Genomic DNA, 18,082 nt, shown 5'->3' with positions numbered 1-18,082 from the left:
GCATATCTAAATAAGCTGTTATTTTGTCAGGATCCGACGTACGTCATCTTCCATTTTCGTCAGCCCGTATTGCTGGCCTATGTTGATCGCATCCTCCGTGGACGCACCGTCGATCCATGCAGCACGAAGTGCAAACAAGGCCCCCACCCGATTTCCGGATCCGCAATGCACCAGGATTGGCAGATTGGCCTTATCACCGAGTATTCGACCAAGTTCGGCTGCCGCGCTACGTGTGAGATCGTTGGCCATAGCGACAGGAAGATGGTGGTATTTCATTCCCAGCCTCACAACCTCGGCGTGTTCGTCGAGTCCCGCATTTTCGGTGGCCGGTCTTAGATTTAAGATGGACCGAAAGCCATAGTCGCTCACGCGGGCCAACTGATCGAGGGACGGTTGTCCACCGGTAGCAATGTCAGCCGTTGGTTGTTTGAAATTCGGTATGAGGTCGCTCATTGTCTAATACGCAGTAGTTAAGGGTTTCTGTGCTTATTGCCATCAAACAACTTCGGGCGGGTTCTCAAAGGTGTGGAACGGCGCTGGGCTTGGCACCGTCCATTCAAGTCCCTCAGCTCCGTCCCATGGTTTGTCCGGGGCGTCTAACAACTCTTTCGAACGGGCGTAGCAGGGCAGCGCCACCGCAAAGAGAAAATACACCTGCGCCAGCCCGAAGAAAAAAGCGCCAATGGTCGCAATCTGGTTGAAATCGGTAAACTGCGCCGGATAGTCGGCGTACCTTCGCGGCATGCCGGCAAGGCCCAAAAAGTGCATTGGGAAAAAGGTCACGTTGAAGGCAATCATTGATACCCAAAAATGGATTTTGCCGCGCGTCTCGTTATACATCTTGCCCGTCCACTTGGGCGCCCAGAAATACCATCCGGCGAACAGCGAGAAGAGCGACCCTGCGACCAGTACGTAATGAAAGTGCGCCACGACGTAGTAGGTCCCATGCATCTGGATATCCAGCGGTGCGAGGGAAAGAATCAGTCCCGTAAAGCCGCCGACGGTGAACACGAAGATAAAGCCGATGGCGAACAGCATCGGGGTCTCAAAGGACAGCGATCCACGCCACATGGTGGCGACCCAGTTGAACACTTTCACGCCAGTCGGAATCGCGATGAGCATGGTTGAGTACATGAAGAACAGCTGCCCGGTAACCGGCATGCCGGTCGCAAACATGTGATGCGCCCATACCATGAACGACAGAATCGCAATTGACGCGGTCGCATAGACCATCGATGCGTAGCCAAAAAGAGGTTTGCGGGCGAACGCTGGAATAACCTGTGACACCACGCCAAACCCTGGCAAGATCATGATGTACACCTCGGGATGGCCGAAGAACCAGAAGACGTGCTGGTAAAGCACTGGGTCTCCGCCGCCAGCGGCGTTAAAAAATGATGTGCCGAAATGCCGATCGAACAGGAGCATGGTGACTGCCCCCGCGAGGACCGGCATGACCGCGATCAACAAGAAAGCGGTGACCAACCAGGTCCAGCAGAACATGGGCATCTTCATCATCGTCATGCCTGGCGCACGCATGTTCAGGATGGTGACGACAATGTTGATTCCGCCCATGATCGATGACGCTCCCATCAAGTGGATGGCGAAGATCGTCATATCCATGCCCGGGCCCATCTGCGTAGACAACGGTGCATACATCGTCCACCCGCCTGCGGGTGCGCCACCGGGCATAAAAAACGTGGCCGTCAACATGATGGCTGCAACGGGCAGTAACCAAAAACTGAAATTATTCATCCGGGCGAATGCCATGTCGGATGCGCCGATCTCAAGCGGCACCATCCAGTTCGCAAATCCGACGAAGGCCGGCATGATCGCGCCGAAAATCATCTCGAGTCCATGCATGGTCGTGAGCTGATTGAAGAATTCCGGGCGCATCAACTGCATGCCCGGTTCGAACAGCTCGGCGCGAATCGCCAGCGCCATCACCCCACCCGATAAGAACATCACGAACGAGAACAGCAGGTACATCGTCCCGATGTCTTTGTGGTTCGTCGCAAAGACCCACCGCCGCCATCCGGTTGGGATGGCGTGCCCTTCGTCGTGGCCAACTACATGATCGTGCGTGGTGGTACTCATGGTAGCTCCAGTTAACCGTACGGCTTTTCAATGTCAGGTGTTCAAATTAATTTAGGCAAGCCGCGCGACGCACCGCCGCATTTCGCCTGCAATGACTGCGCGTTGATGCACGGGCACATGGGTGCCCACGAGAACGACCTGTCCGGCGCTACGAATTTCGATCTTTGGACGAGGCTTGTCCTCCAGACCAATTCGAATCCATCGGGGGTTTAGCTCAATCACTGTGATGTGTGAAGCCTGCACAGTTTCAATGATCAAATGCCCGGGTGATATAACAATGCGCTCGTAATCTGTCGCATGTCGTGCATAGACCAAAAATGCGCTACCCACAGCAATCAGATCGATGCCGGCGAATGGAAGCACCGTCCATGCGCCCAAGGCTGTCCAGAAGGCAGCGATCGATAGCGAGACGGTCGCGAGCGAGCAATAGAACACGCCAAACTGCTTCGGCGTGATCGCGCAATTGCGTTTGAGCATCCAGACAGCGGCAACATCCTGTTCTCCTGCACCCGCCATATTTCACCCCAGCACCGTCGACTTACGGGTTGATTGTCGGTAGGGCCTCGGGAAAATCTCTGCGCTTGTGCGTGAGCGGCCACCGTTTGCCTTTGATCACGATATTCCAATACAAATAAGGAAGGAACGATTGTTTGAGCCACCAGTAAATCTTTCGTGGTGAGCGCGGATCCATCGGGAAACTTGGCGTGACCACGCCGTCATAGCAAAACTCGGCCAGCATGACCTTGCCGGCAGACGTGGTCAGCGGGCAGGACGCGCAACCGTCGTAGGTCATGGTTTCACCGCGCCCGGTGAGTGCGGCCATCAAATTCTTGGCGACCACCGGCATTTGATTTTTAACGGCCGCGGCGGTCTTACTGTTTGGCGTCGATGTGCAATCGCCGATGCCAAAGATGTTCGCGAACCGCGTGTGACGAAGTGTCGCTTTATCGACTTCGACCCAGCCTGCGGCATCTGCGAGCGGGCTTTCGCGAATGAACCGTGGCGCGCTTTGCGGCGGTACAACGTGCAACATGTCGAACTTCGTGTCCTGAACCGATTTGATGCCGTCCGTCGTTACTTCGAAATACGCCGTCTTTGATGGTCCATCAACCCGCACCAGTTTCTGACCAAAGCAGGGTTTCGCTTGGTAAGCGCGCATTACGCTCTCAAGCGCCTTCGCGTAGAACGGCACGCCGAACATGGAGGGACCCGGCGTCATAAAGCGGATATCCGCCGCGATCCGGTTTTTTCGGAAATAGTCGGCTGCTAGATACAAGATCTTTTGTGGAGCGCCCGCGCATTTGATGGGCATGGGGGGCTGCGTAAAGAGCGCCGTGCCGCCCTTGAACTGCTGAATACACTGCCACGTGTAGGGCGCCAGATCGAATCGGTAGTTACTCGTCACATCGTTTTTCCCAAGCGTGTCGATTAGACCTTCGATGCCATCCCAGTCGAGCTGAATGCCGGCGGCGACCACCAGGAATTTGTAGCCGATCCTGGCTCCCCCTTCCAGCACCACCGCGTTGTGCTCCGGCTCGAATGCTGTTACGCGCCCGGGAACAAACTCAACGCCTGCTGGCATACAGTCGCGCATCGACCGACGAGTCTTGGCGATGTCGAACTGGCCACCGCCGACCAATGTCCACGCCGGTTGGTAGTAATGAAATTCTGACGGGTCCACCACAGCAACGTCGAGAATATTACTCATGCGTTTAAGGCGCGCGGCAACACTTACTCCTCCCGCTCCTCCGCCCACAATCACCACGCTGTATGACGTGCGAACGCTCAGATTCGTAGCCATAACCCTTCCTCCAGTTGACTTTCGACGCTTTCAATACTATATTCTATCCAGATATAAGCTTATACACAAAAGTAATATAGAGTTTTTTATGAGGTTATAAGGCGATGCTTTTCCGACAACTTTTCGATTGCACATCAAGTACGTACACCTACGTACTTGCCTCTCGAGTCGGGGGGGAAGCCGTCATCATCGATCCAGTCAAGGACCAACTCGAGCAGTACCTGAAAGTGATCAAAGAGTTGGATCTGACGCTCGTTCATGCCATCGATACCCACACGCACGCGGATCACATTACCGCTCTGGGGGACCTGCGCGACATCACATATTGCACGACGATCATGGGCGAATTGTCGCAGGCCCACTGCGTTTCTCAGCACGTGCGCGAAGATGAGGTCGTGCAGGTTGACGGTATCGCTTTGAGGGCAATTTACACGCCCGGACATACAGATGAATCATTTAGCTTTGTCCTGAATCCAAACGCGCCACGCGCTGTCTTTACGGGTGACGTACTACTCATTCGCGGAAGCGGACGTACGGATTTCCAAGGCGGAGATGCACATCGATCGTGGGACTCGATTGTCAATAAGCTCTTCAAGCTACCTGACACGACAACACTTTATCCGGCCCACGACTACAAGGGTTGGACGGCATCCAGCATTGGCGAGGAAAGGCACTTTAATCCGCGGCTTGCCGGCAAGACGGAAAGCGAATACGTCGACATCATGAACAACTTGCATCTGCCCAATCCGAAAATGATGGACGTTGCCATCCCAGCGAATCTCGCGTGCGGCCAGCCATCGACACTCGCCAAGCGTCAAGGCTAATTGAGATGTTCGCCTCTACTGCTTTCACTCAGGGTATTGCTGCCGCACTCTGCGGCGGGTTCGTCAGTTTTTCACTGGGACTTGTCGGGGGAGGCGGCTCGATCCTCGCCGTGCCCCTCATCCTTTATGTCGTTGGGGTCCATAACCCGCACGTCGCAATCGGTACTGCGGCCCTCGCCGTGGCAGCAAGCGCCTACATCAACATGATCCCTCACGCGCGTGCCGGACACGTACGCTGGGGCCCCGCCTTTGCGTTCGCTGCGAGCGGCGTACTCGGGGCAACGTTGGGGTCGACAATCGGCAAGCTCGTCGATGGGCAGAAATTATTGACCTACTTCGCGTTCCTGATGTGCTTTGTCGCGTTCTTAATGCTCCGCCCTCGACCAGCGATGGCAGCAGCCTCTACTGTTTATCCGACACCTTATCCGCGCTTGTGTGGAACGGGTCTCGGTGCAGGGAGCCTGTCGGGGTTCTTTGGCATTGGCGGGGGATTTCTAGTGGTACCGGGCTTGATGTTCGCCGGTCGCATGCAGATCGTCGACGCAATCGGTACTTCGCTATTCGCCGTTGGATCATTTGGCCTTACGACCGCGGTCAATTATTCGATTTCGGGTCAAGTGGATTGGCTGGTAGCCGCTGAGTTCGTGGGGGGCGGCGTTGTCGGCGGGCTGCTTGGCACACGAGCGGCAAGCCATCTCTCGCGCAAGCGCGGAGCCTTGAACCTTGTCTTTTCCGCAATGATCATTTCAGTTGCGGCGTACATGGTGTACCACGCTTGGCAGGCACGATGAAAATTTTACTTTCCGGATTAACGATGACTTTACAGCGTGGTGTTGTGATAACCGTTGCTACCTTGATCGGCGCGTCTTCAAGCTTTGCTGCGGATGCGCCCAGCGCCTCGCAAATGCAGGCTGCGTTGCGCCAAAACCTGGGGCCCGATGTGGATGTCACGTCAGTCGCAGCGACGCCGCTTGATGGATTGTATGAGGTCAATGTTGGCAAACAGATTATCTATACAGACGCGAGTGCGAAATACCTTCTGGTTGGCCAACTCATCGAGAGTCGCACGCGCAAAAACCTGACCGAAGCAAAGCTACAGCAGGACGAGAAGATTGACTTCGCGAGCTTGCCGCTTAGCAACGCTATCAAGACCGTAAAGGGCAATGGCACCCGTAAGATGGCAGTGTTTGCGGATCCATACTGCCCCTACTGCAAGAAACTCGAGCAGACAATGCAAAAGCTCGACGACGTTACGATCTATACCTTCCTGTTCCCCATTCTCAGGCCTGATTCGAAGCCGATGTCAGAGGCGATCTGGTGCTCGAAGGATGCATCTGCCGCGTGGAATGCCTGGATGATCAGCGGGATCAAACCTGCTTCTGCTAGTGGATGCAAGGAATCCGCCATAACCAGCAATCTGGCCCTCGCGCATGGCATGGGGATCGAAGGTACGCCGACTATCGTGTTCGCTAATGGGCAGCGCCGCGTCGGTGCGCTTTCGCTCGACCAACTCAATACCGGGCTCGACGCGGGGAAATTATGACAAACACACCCGCCATGCCCCCTACCGGCCCTATCGTGGAGTACGGCAAGTCACACTGGATTGAGGGCGCGGCCCATTTGCCGGATGTGAATGCTTCCTACAAAATCGTCTTTTCCGTAAGCGGCCCAAGCAAGAGCCGCGAAGCAACGAATGCGGGTCTTGAGCGCGTAGCGCGTGCTGTAAACCTCTACAGCATGTCGGGCGTTAGCCTAAGTCAGCTTACCTGCGTGGCTATTATCCATGGCGAGGCCACAGCAAGCGTCCTTCAGGATCCGCACCATCAGGCGTACGACGGAACGCCGAACCCTAACGCGAATCTGATCGCAGCGATTCAGCGCGCAGGGGTGGAAGTGTCCGTATGTGCGCAGTCGTTGATCGCAAACGGCTTCACGATTGACGCACTTCTGCCCGGTGTCACGCGATCGCTCTCGGCGCTAACGACCATTACCGTTTTGCAACATGATGGATATAGCTTGATGCCGCTGTAGATGGCAAGAAGCATGGGGTTGTCATGAACGTCGGGCCCATCGCGTTACCCCTGCATCCGCTGATATTTATATTCAGCGTCGCGGTGGCGTTGAGTGTTGCGCAATTCATAGGTCGCGGTGAGGCGCGTCTTCAAAAAGCGATCTTCACAAGCGTTTGGGTTGGGTTGCTCATCGCTCGTCTGTCCTACGTTATCCGCTTCTTTCCCGACTTCCAAGACGATTTCCTGAAGATGTTCGATTTTCGCGACCTGGGGTTCGATCTTATCTCCGGCGCTGTCGCCGGACTTTGCGTGGCAGCCCGCTTTTTCTACCGTTCCCCTGCCATCCGCAAGCCTCTTATGGTTGCCCTGTCGTCAGGCGTACTCGTTTGGGGCGTGGCCAACGCCGCTGCCGAATTTTCGAAGACGCCTGAATTCCTTCCAGTGATTGCATTGATGAATCATGAGGGGGACTCGCAGCCTCTCACGAAAGGGGATGGGCGCCCGACTGTCGTCAACTTATGGGCGTCGTGGTGCGGCCCGTGTCAGGCGGAAATGCCGGTACTCGCGCGAGCTCAGCTCGATCATCCACACGTGCATATGGTGTTCGTCAATCAGGGCGAAACGTCTAATCTTGTTGAAAGCTATCTGGTCTCACATGACCTTCACATTCGTAATTCCCTGCTTGATCCCGCCCGTGCCGTTGCGAAAGCGGTCGGGGCGGTGGGCTTTCCGACCACGCTGTTCTACGACAATAAAGGTCGCTTGTTAGCCGCGCATCTGGGTCCCTTTTCGAAAGCGACCTTCGACCAGGCACTCAAGCAGTTTTACCCACTTGCTATCTCGAAGGACGATTGATGAATCACGTGAAAATTCGAAAACTGTGTGCGACCTTAGGCGTTGCCTTACTGGCGGTGTCGGCAAACAGTTATTCCCAAACGACACTGAACGTGTACGGGCCGGGTGGCCCGGCCCCTGCCATCAAGGAAGCCGCGGCCACGTTCCAAAAGAATACCGGTATCGCCGTGAGTGTGACCGCGGGCCCAACGCCGGCCTGGATTGACAAGGCCAAAGAAAACGCCGACGTCATTTATAGCGGATCTGAAGCAATGATGTCGGACTTCGTCGACGCGATGGGTGATCAACTGACAGCAAGCGCGGCTGAGCCGCTCTACCTGCGCCCCGCGGCCATGCTTGTGCGCCCAGGCAACCCCAAACACATCGCGCGCTTTACGGATTTATTGAAGCCAGGTGTAAAGGTGCTGGTCGTGAACGGCTCCGGACAGGGTGGGTTGTGGGAAGACGTGGCCGGCCGCACCGGCAATATCGGTCAAGTCAAGGCACTACGTGCAAATATTGTCGGCTACGCAAAGAACAGCGCACTCGCCAAGCAAACCTGGGTCGATCAACCTGATATCGATGTCTGGCTAATCTGGAACATCTGGCAAGTGGCGAATCCGTCTCTCGCTGATGTCGTTCCGATAGAACCCAAATACGCGATCTATCGAGATACTGGCGTGGCAATCACCCGCCGTGGTGCCGATCAGCCCGCTTCCAAACAATTCGTTGATTTTCTGAAATCCAAGCAAGGTGCGGCCATCTTTGCCAAGTGGGGCTGGAAGACAACGCCCTGACGACGCGACCCCAACCGGGCGCATGACAGCCCGGTTTTAGAAACCACCACTTGGGAGACAGTGACATGACTCAACAAAATCGACGCACCGCTTTAAAGACCTTTGGCATCGCAGCCGGCACGGTGATTCTGAGCGCGACCGGTCAGTCGCAGGCGCGCGCGGCCGACGCCGCCGCACTCTTGCCGACGGGCGCCACCAAACTTGCGCAACTGACAAAGGCCTTGGCGCTTGCGCCAAGGCGACGTGATTTCAAAACCGTGCCGATGATCCTCGAACAACCCGACCAGTGGGACCACGAAGCGTTGACGCAAGTGCTTGGCTATCGCGGGGGCGAACGGCAAGTGTGGGACAACACCGAGATCGGCGGACCCTGGCTCAACCTGATGCGTAATTCGCTCAATGCTCAGATCTGGTCATTCAAACATCCGGAATTCCTGGTTGTGTCAGCGACCCATGGCTCCGCGCATCTGGCGTTGTTTGATCAGATGATGTGGGACAAGTATGGGTTGGCGAAAATGGCAGATGGCAAACTGACCACTAACTCTTTGTTGGAAGATAAGCCAGCGAGTGCGCAGGGCGAGGGGCATGAGCGTGCTGATGGCGCGTATTCTTCTCATGACAACAGCATTCCCGCATTGCAACGACGAGGCGTCGTCTTTTTATCGTGTCACAACGCGATTTGGGAGCTGGCCGAGAAGCTCATCGGCGCAAATAATAATCCTGACAAGCTGCCCCTTGATGCACTTGCCGCAGAGTTGACCAATCACGTCATCCCGAGCGCAATCGTGACGCCGGGTGCGGTGGGGACGTTACCTGAGCTTCAGCAGGTCGGCTTCCATTACGCCAAATGAAAAGGTCATTCTAATGCTTACTTCACCCGACTCGCGTGTGCGCTTCCGAAAGCTCGCGCTGACTGTCCTCGCCGCTTCTTCGTTCGGAGCGCAAAGCAGCACGTGGGCGGCATCCGCTTCTGATGATGTATTCCCGCCGTGGCAGCAAGGTAAGAACAACGACGCACTTGATCGAGGGTTGAATTTCACCGTTCCACAAGTCGATGTGCTGGCCGATTTCCATGGCGACCTGAGCTCGCCCAAACTTGTCCTCTTTGTAGGCGGCAACTATTTTTTCGCGATGGCGCCGTTGGTCGAACAATTCGAGAAAGATAACCCCGCGTACCGCGGGCGCATATTTTGGGAAACCATTCCGCCCGGACTTCTAGTCAAGCAGATGAAGGCTGGCGGCACGATCACGGTGGGCAACATGACGTGGACTGTGAAGCCCGACGCTTATTTCGCTGGGCTTGGGAAGGTCAAAGAGTTAATTGCAGACGGCACGCTTGCAGCGCCCGCGGTCCCTTATGTGACCAACCAGTTGACGATCATGGTGCAAAAGGGAAACCCAAAAAACATCGCGTCACTGACCGATCTCGCTCAGCCAGCCTTACGACTGGCGATGCCCAACCCAGCGTTCGAGGGCGTCGCGCGACAAATCAAGTCGTCGCTTATCAAGGCAGGTGGCGACGCGCTCGCGAAAGCGGTCTACGACGATAAAGCACGGGCCGGCACCACCGAACTCACCCACATCCATCATCGGCAGACCACCCTTTTTCTGATGCAGGACCGAGCGGATGCTGGCGTCGTCTGGAAATCCGAGGCGTTGTTCCAGGAACAGACCGGACATGCCATCGGCCATGTGGACATTCCCGATGCACAGAATACGACCGCAATCTACGCCGGCGCCGAAGTCAAGGGGGCAGCACATCCGGTGGCGGCTCGCACATGGCTGGCGTTTATCAGCTCGCCTGCGGCTTTCGACATCTTTAAACGCTACGGATTCGGTAAGTTCGAGCCGGAAAAGGACGATGCGATGAGCCACTAAGCGCGCGCGTTGGGCCGGCTTTCCGCTGTGGAAAACGAGGGTCTGCAGATTCCAACATTTTTTCATCGACGCCAGCGGTACCAACGGATGACCAAGATTTCCGGTCCACGGAAACGAAATACAGCATCACCAGGAGGAGACATGGGCAATTCAGTTAAACCGAGATTGACGAGAGTGTTTCGTGTAGCGTGCGTTGTGACGCTTACCCTTGGCACCGTTGTGGCCGCCCGGGCCGACGACATGATGGTTGGCAAGACAATCGCCACTCAAGGCACGGCCAAGGGTGTCGCCGCATGCATCAGTTGCCATGGCGCAAAAGGCGAAGGCAATGCCGCAGCTGGCTTTCCGCGCCTCGCCGGTGTCAACGCGGCTTACCTGTCCGAGCAATTGTCGGCGTTCGCGGGCGGTGAACGCCAAAGCACGATCATGCAACCATTCGCAAAACTGCTGTCGTCAAATGGACGCACTGCAGTTGCGCTCTACTTCAGTTCGTTGCCGGTGCCCACAGGCATACGTCGCGATGACAACCCATCTGTTAAGCCATCGGATCTCGGCGCGTGGATTGCAACCCGTGGGCGCTGGGATCAAGGCCTGCCCGCATGCGTCCAATGTCACGGACCCGGAGGTGTTGGCGTTGGCACGGTGTTCCCACCGCTTGCCGGACAGCCTGCCATATATATCGAAAATCAATTGCACGGATGGAAAAAAGGCGCGCGTCCGCCGGGACCCTTGGCGCTTATGCCCGTGGTGGTCAGCAAACTATCCGACGCCGATATCACGGCAGTCGCCGCCTATTACGCCGGTATTGCTGCGAGTCCCACAAGCGCGGCAACAGTCGGGAGCAAATAATGATCCGTCAAACTTGGTGGCACAAAGCGTTTAAATTAAACACCGGGATATTCCTCGTGTACGGTGCGCTCGGTGGCATCGCATATGCAGCCGACCCTCCGACGCCCCAGGCCACGGCAAAGTCGCCTTCCTCCGCGCCTGCAAAACCGTTCACGCCACCCGCGGAAGCGACGATGCCCACCAACGACTTCGGCAAGTCGATCAAGCTCGGCGAGCAGATTTTTACGCACACGCAAGAGTTCGCCGGGAAGTATGTCGGCAACTCTGCCGCGCGTCAAACAAGATGAGAGCAGCGCGTCAATCGGGATGAGAGCACTGGCGTTGCGGCAGCGGTGGAGGGCGTAGCCCGGAACCGCTGCCGCAACGCCGCGCCGAGGAGCTCCCCCCGTCGGGAGTGCCTTGTCGGTGGTCGCGGTAAATCGGGTATGAACAGCTCTTCCATGTAGCGAAGGGAGGCTGAGTTGCCCGGCCGACACATCAACGACCATCAGATGAGGCTCTACATGAAGTACCGACTCAAGGAGGGGCCGCCCAAGGCGGCTGCGCGCGCTGGGTTCAGCGTCGCCACGGGCTATCGCATCGAAGAGGATCCGCGATTGCCATCGCAGAAGAAGGCCCCGCGCGGGCGTCGCCGGGCCGATCCGCTGGCCGCGATCTTTGATACCGAGATCGTGCCGCTGCTCCAGTCTGCTCCCGGCATCCGGCCGATAGCCGTACTCGACGAGATGCTTCGGCGCCATCCCGACCTCCCGGGCAGCGTGCGTCGCACTCTCGAGCGGCGTATTCGCGACTGGCGCGCACTCCATGGCGAGGAATGTGACGTCATGTTCCGTCAGGTACACCAGCCCGGTCAGCTAGGCTTGTCCGACTTCACCGAGATGGACAGCCTGGGCATCACCGTGGCGGGTGTCACGCTGGACCACCGTCTCTATCACTTCCGGCTGGCCTGCTCGGGCTTTGAGCACGCTCACGTCATTCTCGGCGGCGAGAGCTATGTCGCGCTGGCCGAAGGGCTGCAGAACGCCATCTGGGCACTCGGAGGCGCACCGCGCGAGCACCGCAGCGACAGCCTGTCGGCGGCGTTCCGCAATCTTGATGCCGACGCGCGCAAGGATCTGACCACGCGTTACGATGCGCTGTGCGCCCACTACGGCATGCAGCCCACACGCAACAACCGTGGTGTTGCCCACGAGAACGGCTCCATCGAGAGCCCTCATGGCCACCTCAAGAACGCAGTGCGTGATGCGTTGCTTCTGCGCGGCAGTCACGACTTCGACGATCTCGATTCCTATCGCCGCTTCATCGACGAGATCGTCGGTCGAATCAACGCGCGTAATGGCAAACGCATTGAGGCCGAGCGGGCACTGCTTCAGCCGCTTCCGGTCCAGCGTACGTGCGACTACGAGGAAACCCGCGTGTACGTCACGACCACCTGCGGCTTCGTCCTGCGCAAGGTGTTCTATACCGTCCCGTCACGACTGATTGGCCATCACCTGCGCGTACGGCTGTATGACGACCGCCTGGAGCTGTTCCTGGGCGGCACGGCCCTGATGACACTGCAGCGCGGCCGTGCGGGCCCCAATGGCAAGCACGGCCACGTCATCAACTACCGGCACGTCATCCATGCGCTGCGCCGCAAGCCCATGGCGCTGGTCAACCTGGTCTATCGCGATCAGATCTTTCCGCGCGAGGCTTATCGCCTGAGCTTCGATCGCCTGCTCGAGCAGCTCCCGGAGCGCCAGGCATGCAGGACCATGGTTGAACTGCTTAGCCTCGCCCACGAGCACAACTGCGAAGCGCAACTGGCCCAGGCACTGCAGCAGTGTCTGGACGACGGACAGTTACCCGATCTGGACGCACTGTGTTCGCGCTTCGAAGTCGAGCCCACGAGCAGCATGCCGGAGGTGAACATCCAGCTCGCCGCGCTGAGCGACTACGAAGCCCTGCTTGACATGGCAACGGAGGTAGCAGCATGAGTCTCGACATCGACGCCACCCGCCTTTCGCTGCTGCTCAACGATTTGCGCCTGCCCGCCATCAAGCAAATCTGGTCCAGCTTCGCCGAGCGATCCGACACGGAAGGCTGGCCAGCGGCACGCCTGCTGATGGCACTGGCCGAACACGAGATTGCCGAGCGCGATCGACGCCGGGTCGAACGTCACCTCAGGGACGCCAAGCTGCTGCCGGGCAAGACGCTGGAGAACTTCGACTTCGACGCGGTGCCGATGGTGTCCCGGGCGCACGTCTCGGCGCTTTGCGCTGGCGACGGCTGGTTGCGCAACGGCACCAACCTGATTCTTCTGGGGCCGAGTGGCGGTGGCAAGTCGCACTTGTCGTCGGCCATTGGACTGAGCCTGCTGGAGAAGGGCTGGAAGGTCCTCTTCGCTCGCACTACCGACCTCGTACAGCGGTTGCAGGTCGCGCGCCGCGAGCTCGCTCTGGAGTCCGCCATCAATCGGCTGGATCGCTTCGATTTGGTTGTCCTCGATGATCTCGCCTATGTCAGCAAGGATCAGGCCGAGACGTCGGTGCTGTTCGAACTCATCAGCGCCAGGTATGAGCGCCGTTCTCTTTGCATAACGGCCAACCAGCCGTTCGGCGAATGGGAGAAGGTCTTCCCCGACCGGGCCATGACGGTGGCCGCTGTCGACCGGCTGGTCCATCACTCGACGATCTTCGAGCTGAACGTCGAAAGCTACCGTCGGCGTACGGCCCTGCAGCGCAAGCAGCAGGGCCCGGGACGCCCGGCCAGTCGAGCGACACCAAAGAACGTCGGCGTGCCGCCGACACAGGAGGATCAACAATGAAGGGACAACGCGTGCTCAAAGCCATCGTCACGCGTTACAGCATCGACCTCACCGACTGACGCGCTGTTCTCATCCAGATTGACGCGCGGCTGGCAGCCCAAGCTCGCCGGCGTCAATCAACACCAGCGTCATTACCCACGCCACCCCATTCTTATCCTGATTGTCGCGCGGCCAGACTACCTGCAGCGTCACGCGTTACACAGTAATCCTCAACGACTGAACTCCTCATCTTGATTGTCGCGCGACACCCGGTCGCCAGCGTCAATCAAAACCGCGCGTCAATCAATAAACGCTTGCCAGCCTCAATCAACATCGGCATCATCATTCCTGCCGCGACATTCTCAAGCTGATTGTCGCGCGTCTCTCATCCAGATCGTCGCGCCACAGCAACTCATTGAACTGCGCTAGTTGCCATCTGGACGCAGGACGCAAACCCAATTCAAGTCCGCTGTGGGCCGCGTACCTCGTGTACCCGGCCTATCGCAGTAAAAACGGTCACGTCAATTCGTTTGCTGAGCGGATGCAAGGATGCTTTCGCTACAGCATGAATGGCAAAGCACCACCGCTTGGCGATCCGGTACTGGTTGCGCTGGAAACCTATGCTTACTGGCTCGCTAAAGGAGCGCCAGTAGGCGAAAAATTGCCGGGCCAGGGTTATCCGAAGCTTGCGCCACCGGCGCAGAAGGCCGACTACACGCGTGGCAGCCAAATCTACGCGCAGCATTGCGCATTGTGTCATGCGGCAGATGGCCAAGGCCAATCAAGCGGGGGAAAGACTGTTTTCCCACCTTTATGGGGCGCGCATTCCTTTAACTGGGGTGCAGGAATGGGGGAGATTCAGAATGCCGCCGGCTTCATCAAGGCGAACATGCCATTGGGCCTGGGCGGAACACTCACGGATCAGCAAGCATGGGACGTCGCGACTTTCATGGATAGTCAGGATCGACCACAAGATCCGCGTTATTCCGGGTCAGTCGAGGCAACGCGCACCAAATACCACGACTCGCCCCACTCAATGTACGGTCAAACGGTGAACGGAAGGGTGTTAGGAGCGCCTTAAGCGAGTTCCCGGTCATGCGTTGAGCGACCTGTCGTTCCCTAACTAACTTTGCGAAATGCATCTTGCCTGCATCTTTTCGCTGCACACGGAAGAGACCGATCTCACCTAGGCCGATACCGGCGCAAGGAGTTTTCTTGGACCCGATTGAAACCTGTGGCTGCCGTCGTCGGTTCGGCTCGACCCTGCTGAAGAGTACGCTGCTGCTTCCCTTTGTCGGGCTGTTCGCAAGAGAGGCGCAAGCGCGGCACAAAGCGGAGGCGCCGCCTCCTGGGCCAGCCCCTTCAATGCGCAGTCATGTGCTGGACGGGCGCTGACATTTTACAAAGTAAAAACCCGGTCAACGCCATGAGCGAGTATTTGAATAGTTTCCATTTTTATGCTGATGACATGGGGCGACAAGTCGAAGCGAATCATTTCTGCACGCACCTGACCGAAGATTTTCTCCAATGCGTGATCTTAGAATGTACATGGCAACAAAATGCAGCGCGGATGTCAGGTGTGTCTTGCGGCAGGATCAGTGACACGGTCGCGCGCGCCGGTGCAACATCCTGTATCAGGGTCGGCGTGACCGTGAGCGAGACCGGCACGCCGGTAGCCGCACAACGCGAGACTACGTGGGCCGTCCGGTCGATCAGCGCCGGGAAGAACAATGTATCGAAAGCGCACCACGTGTACAGGCGTCGGCTGCCGACTTCGAAAGTGTGCGGGGTCTCACGCAACGTCAAACCGTACCCGATGACATTGCCATCGCCGCCCACTCGGTGCTGACCGCCTGTTCGAGTGCCGAGCTCACCCGCTCAATAGGCCAGTCCTGCGACGAGGCCAGCGCGGCAGGAGAAACCGGCGCCCCCTTGCTGAGTTCACGCAGCAGTACGACAAAGAGATCCGCAAAGCCTTCCGACCGGTTGCCCATCGTCAGACGCTCGACCAGTTCAGCCGTGTAGCGGGCAAGGTTCATCGTCGTCCCCCGAGGGTTATCCGGCGCAGCACGAGAGCTGCGTCACGTCCTTCGAGAAGGTCTGTGCGGCGAGCTTGAGCCCCTCGACCATCGTCAGGTACGGGAACAACTGGTCGGCGAGGTCCTGAACGGTCATCTTCGCGCGGATCGCAATCGCGGCCGTCTGGATGATTTCGCCCGCCTCTGGCGCCACCGCCTGCACGCCGATGAGCCGGCCGCTACCTGCCTCGATCACCAGCTTGATGAAGCCGCACGTGTCGAAGTTCACCAGCGCGCGCGGCACGTTATCGAGCGTCAGTGTGCGACTGTCGGTCTCGATATCCGCCTGGTGCGCCTGCGCCTCGCTGTAGCCGACCGTGGCAACCTGTGGCTCGGTGAAGACGACCGCCGGCATCGTATCGAGGTTGAGCCGCGCATCGCCCCCGGTCATGTTGATCGCCGCGCGCGTACCGGCGGCTGCGGCGACATAGACGAACTGCGGCTGGTTGGTACAGTCGCCCGCCGCATAGATATCCGGCGCGCTCGTGCGCATGCCCGTGTCGATCACAATGGCGCCGCGCTCGTCGAGCTGCACGTCGGCACTCGCCAGGTTCAGACTGCCAGTGTTTGGGGAGCGGCCCGTTGCCACCAGCAGCTGGTCGGCCCGCAGCTCACCGTGGCTCATGGTAAGGACGAACTCGCCATCGACGTGCGACACGTGGCTCGCCTGGGTCTGTTCCAGCACCTCGATGCCCTCGGCGCGAAAGGCCGCCGTCACGGTTTCGCCGATCGCCGGATCCTCCTGGTAGAGCAGTGTGTGGCGGGCCAGGACGGTGACATGACTGCCCAGCCGTGCAAATGCCTGGGCCAGTTCCAGCGCGACCACCGACGAGCCGATCACGGCGAGCCGTTTGGGGATGACGTCGCTCGCCAGTGCTTCGGTCGAGGTCCAGTACGGCGTCTCCTTCAGGCCCGGCATCGGCGGCACTGCGGCCGTTGCACCCGTGGCAATCAGGCAGCGATCGAATGACACCGTCCGTTCGCCGCTGGCGGTCAGCGCCACGGTGAGCGTATGGCTCTCCGTGAAACGCGCCTCGCCGTGCAGGACGTTGATGTTCGGGCTCGTGTCGAGAATGTTTTCGTATTTGGCGTGGCGCAGCTCGTCCACGCGCGCCTGCTGCTGGGCGAGCAGGCGCGGCCGGTCAACAGCCGGTGCCGTCGCGGTGATGGCCGCGTCGAAGGGACTGGTCTGCCGCAGATGCGCGACGTGGGCTGCACGGATCATGATCTTCGAGGGCACGCACCCGACGTTCACGCACGTTCCGCCAATGGTGCCGCGCTCGATCAGTATCACCTGCGCGCCGTTTTCGGCGGCCTTCAGCGCAGCCGCCATGGCAGCGCCACCACTGCCGATGACGGCGACCCGCAGCGCACCATCGTCGCCGCTTCGCCTCCCACCAGCCACCGCCCTGTCGAGCAGGCCGGTGAATTGGGTCGGCAGGTCAGCAACCCTGGCGTGGTAGCCCGCCGTCGTCACGGCGGTGGCCAGCGTGTCGTGACTGACTCCTTCGTCGACCGTCAGATCGGCCAGCGCTTTGGAATAGGAGACCGCTGCCGAGCGCACGCCGGGCACGCTTTCCAGCGCCTGCCTGACATGCTCGGCGCAGGAGGCGCAGGTCATCCCGTCGATCTTCAAGGTCATCATGGGCTTGCTCCGTTCTTTCATGGATTTGGTTAGATGCACGACCGCTCAACTCTCGCGGACGGTGCCCGTGCCCGAATCACACGTATCGGTGGCACAGACGCGCTTCGCCGGGGAGAACAGGTCCCAGATTGATACCGCCAGCATGACGGCGAGACCGGGATAGAGCAGCCAACCGCTGCGCTCGCCATAGGCACGCATCACAAACACGGCTGTCAGCACCAGTACCGGGCCGATCAGGCCGAGCGCGGTACGGCGCCACTGCCGATGATTGAGCCAGCCGACCGCATTGGCGAACAGCGCTACGCCGGCGAAGGCCGGTAACAGGATGTGGATGAACAACCCTTCATACTGGCTCAGGAAGCCTAGACCAATCGCCGCACCCAGACTGGCGATGGCGGGAAAGCAGCTCGCACAGCCCATCGCCGACTCGGTGCTGCCGAGCAAACCGGCCTTATCGACCGCGCGCGTGACGAACGACATCGCAG

20 protein-coding genes and 2 pseudogenes are annotated in these 18,082 nt (G+C 58.6%); 14 read left to right on the top strand and 8 right to left on the bottom strand.

Going from position 1 to position 18,082, the window contains the following annotated elements:
* Positions 1-18 precede the first annotated feature (18 nt).
* The 4 genes from KHO30_RS36685 to KHO30_RS36670 are packed head-to-tail and all read right to left on the bottom strand — an operon-like array spanning position 19 to position 3,895.
* The gene (locus KHO30_RS36685; RefSeq protein WP_211703861.1) at positions 19-453 is read right to left on the bottom strand and encodes a protein tyrosine phosphatase family protein; all 435 of its coding nucleotides are present in this window, start codon (positions 451-453) and stop codon (positions 19-21) included.
* A gap of 42 nt (positions 454-495) precedes the next feature.
* Complete coding sequence (ctaD, locus tag KHO30_RS36680) at positions 496-2,094, bottom strand: cytochrome c oxidase subunit I (protein WP_211703860.1); 1,599 nt, start codon at positions 2,092-2,094, stop codon at positions 496-498.
* A gap of 51 nt (positions 2,095-2,145) precedes the next feature.
* Positions 2,146-2,610, bottom strand: coding sequence for a DUF2244 domain-containing protein (locus tag KHO30_RS36675; RefSeq protein WP_211703859.1), 465 nt, complete (start codon positions 2,608-2,610; stop codon positions 2,146-2,148).
* A gap of 22 nt (positions 2,611-2,632) precedes the next feature.
* Positions 2,633-3,895: an NAD(P)/FAD-dependent oxidoreductase gene (locus tag KHO30_RS36670; protein WP_211703858.1), complete on the bottom strand. Its 1,263-nt coding sequence runs from the start codon at positions 3,893-3,895 to the stop codon at positions 2,633-2,635.
* 104 nt (positions 3,896-3,999) lie between these two features.
* On the opposite strand from KHO30_RS36670, the gene KHO30_RS36665 reads away from it, so the two are divergent.
* From KHO30_RS36665 to KHO30_RS39680, 14 genes and pseudogenes are all read left to right on the top strand, one after another.
* Positions 4,000-4,719, top strand: a complete 720-nt coding sequence (locus KHO30_RS36665; RefSeq protein WP_211703857.1) for an MBL fold metallo-hydrolase — start codon at positions 4,000-4,002, stop codon at positions 4,717-4,719.
* 5 nt (positions 4,720-4,724) lie between these two features.
* Positions 4,725-5,510, top strand: coding sequence for a sulfite exporter TauE/SafE family protein (locus tag KHO30_RS36660; RefSeq protein WP_211703856.1), 786 nt, complete (start codon positions 4,725-4,727; stop codon positions 5,508-5,510).
* Positions 5,507-6,262: a DsbC family protein gene (locus KHO30_RS36655; protein ID WP_244864233.1), complete on the top strand. Its 756-nt coding sequence runs from the start codon at positions 5,507-5,509 to the stop codon at positions 6,260-6,262. The genes KHO30_RS36660 and KHO30_RS36655 overlap by 4 nt, the downstream gene beginning before the upstream one ends.
* Positions 6,259-6,750 (top strand): DsrE family protein, encoded by a 492-nt coding sequence (locus tag KHO30_RS36650; RefSeq protein ID WP_211703855.1) that lies wholly within the window; start codon positions 6,259-6,261, stop codon positions 6,748-6,750. Before KHO30_RS36655 ends, KHO30_RS36650 begins: the two co-directional genes overlap by 4 nt.
* Before the next feature lie 23 nt (positions 6,751-6,773).
* On the top strand, positions 6,774-7,586 hold the full coding sequence (locus KHO30_RS36645; protein ID WP_211703854.1) for a TlpA disulfide reductase family protein: 813 nt from the start codon (positions 6,774-6,776) through the stop codon (positions 7,584-7,586).
* On the top strand, positions 7,586-8,362 hold the full coding sequence (locus tag KHO30_RS36640) for a substrate-binding domain-containing protein (RefSeq protein WP_211703853.1): 777 nt from the start codon (positions 7,586-7,588) through the stop codon (positions 8,360-8,362). The genes KHO30_RS36645 and KHO30_RS36640 overlap by 1 nt, the downstream gene beginning before the upstream one ends.
* 65 nt (positions 8,363-8,427) lie before the next feature.
* On the top strand, positions 8,428-9,213 hold the full coding sequence (tetH, locus tag KHO30_RS36635) for a thiosulfate dehydrogenase (RefSeq protein ID WP_211703852.1): 786 nt from the start codon (positions 8,428-8,430) through the stop codon (positions 9,211-9,213).
* Between the two features lie 13 nt (positions 9,214-9,226).
* Complete coding sequence (locus KHO30_RS36630; RefSeq protein ID WP_211703851.1) at positions 9,227-10,240, top strand: molybdate ABC transporter substrate-binding protein; 1,014 nt, start codon at positions 9,227-9,229, stop codon at positions 10,238-10,240.
* A gap of 87 nt (positions 10,241-10,327) precedes the next feature.
* Positions 10,328-11,089 (top strand): c-type cytochrome, encoded by a 762-nt coding sequence (locus KHO30_RS36625; protein WP_244864232.1) that lies wholly within the window; start codon positions 10,328-10,330, stop codon positions 11,087-11,089.
* A complete protein-coding gene (locus KHO30_RS39685; protein WP_342345998.1) occupies positions 11,089-11,376 on the top strand; it encodes a hypothetical protein in 288 nt (95 codons plus the stop codon). Before KHO30_RS36625 ends, KHO30_RS39685 begins: the two co-directional genes overlap by 1 nt.
* 174 nt (positions 11,377-11,550) lie before the next feature.
* The gene (gene istA, locus KHO30_RS36615) at positions 11,551-13,065 is read left to right on the top strand and encodes an IS21 family transposase (RefSeq protein WP_211703850.1); all 1,515 of its coding nucleotides are present in this window, start codon (positions 11,551-11,553) and stop codon (positions 13,063-13,065) included.
* Positions 13,062-13,895, top strand: a complete 834-nt coding sequence (istB, locus tag KHO30_RS36610) for an IS21-like element helper ATPase IstB (protein ID WP_211703849.1) — start codon at positions 13,062-13,064, stop codon at positions 13,893-13,895. The genes istA and istB overlap by 4 nt, the downstream gene beginning before the upstream one ends.
* A gap of 388 nt (positions 13,896-14,283) precedes the next feature.
* A pseudogene (locus KHO30_RS36605) lies at positions 14,284-14,955 on the top strand (c-type cytochrome); the annotation flags it as partial.
* A gap of 294 nt (positions 14,956-15,249) precedes the next feature.
* Positions 15,250-15,396, top strand: a pseudogene (locus KHO30_RS39680) (DUF1264 domain-containing protein); the annotation flags it as partial.
* On the opposite strand, the gene merB reads toward KHO30_RS39680, so the two are convergent.
* Genes merB through merC form a run of 4 tightly spaced genes read right to left on the bottom strand, consistent with a single transcriptional unit; the run spans position 15,366 to position 18,077 of the window.
* Positions 15,366-15,713, bottom strand: coding sequence for an organomercurial lyase (gene merB, locus KHO30_RS39465; protein ID WP_342345997.1), 348 nt, complete (start codon positions 15,711-15,713; stop codon positions 15,366-15,368). The pseudogene KHO30_RS39680 and the gene merB overlap by 31 nt on opposite strands.
* Positions 15,677-15,913, bottom strand: coding sequence for a hypothetical protein (locus KHO30_RS39460; RefSeq protein WP_244864230.1), 237 nt, complete (start codon positions 15,911-15,913; stop codon positions 15,677-15,679). Before KHO30_RS39460 ends, merB begins: the two co-directional genes overlap by 37 nt.
* Before the next feature lie 16 nt (positions 15,914-15,929).
* Positions 15,930-17,597 carry a mercury(II) reductase gene (gene merA / locus KHO30_RS36595; RefSeq protein ID WP_211703848.1) on the bottom strand — a complete coding sequence of 556 codons (1,668 nt, stop codon included), beginning with the start codon at positions 17,595-17,597 and terminating at the stop codon, positions 15,930-15,932.
* Between the two features lie 45 nt (positions 17,598-17,642).
* Complete coding sequence (gene merC / locus KHO30_RS36590; protein WP_211703847.1) at positions 17,643-18,077, bottom strand: organomercurial transporter MerC; 435 nt, start codon at positions 18,075-18,077, stop codon at positions 17,643-17,645.
* Positions 18,078-18,082: the final 5 nt, after the last annotated feature.

This window comes from Paraburkholderia aspalathi, from assembly GCF_905220735.1.
GTDB lineage: Bacteria > Pseudomonadota > Gammaproteobacteria > Burkholderiales > Burkholderiaceae > Paraburkholderia > Paraburkholderia aspalathi.
This window is presented reverse-complemented; position numbering and strand designations above follow the sequence as displayed.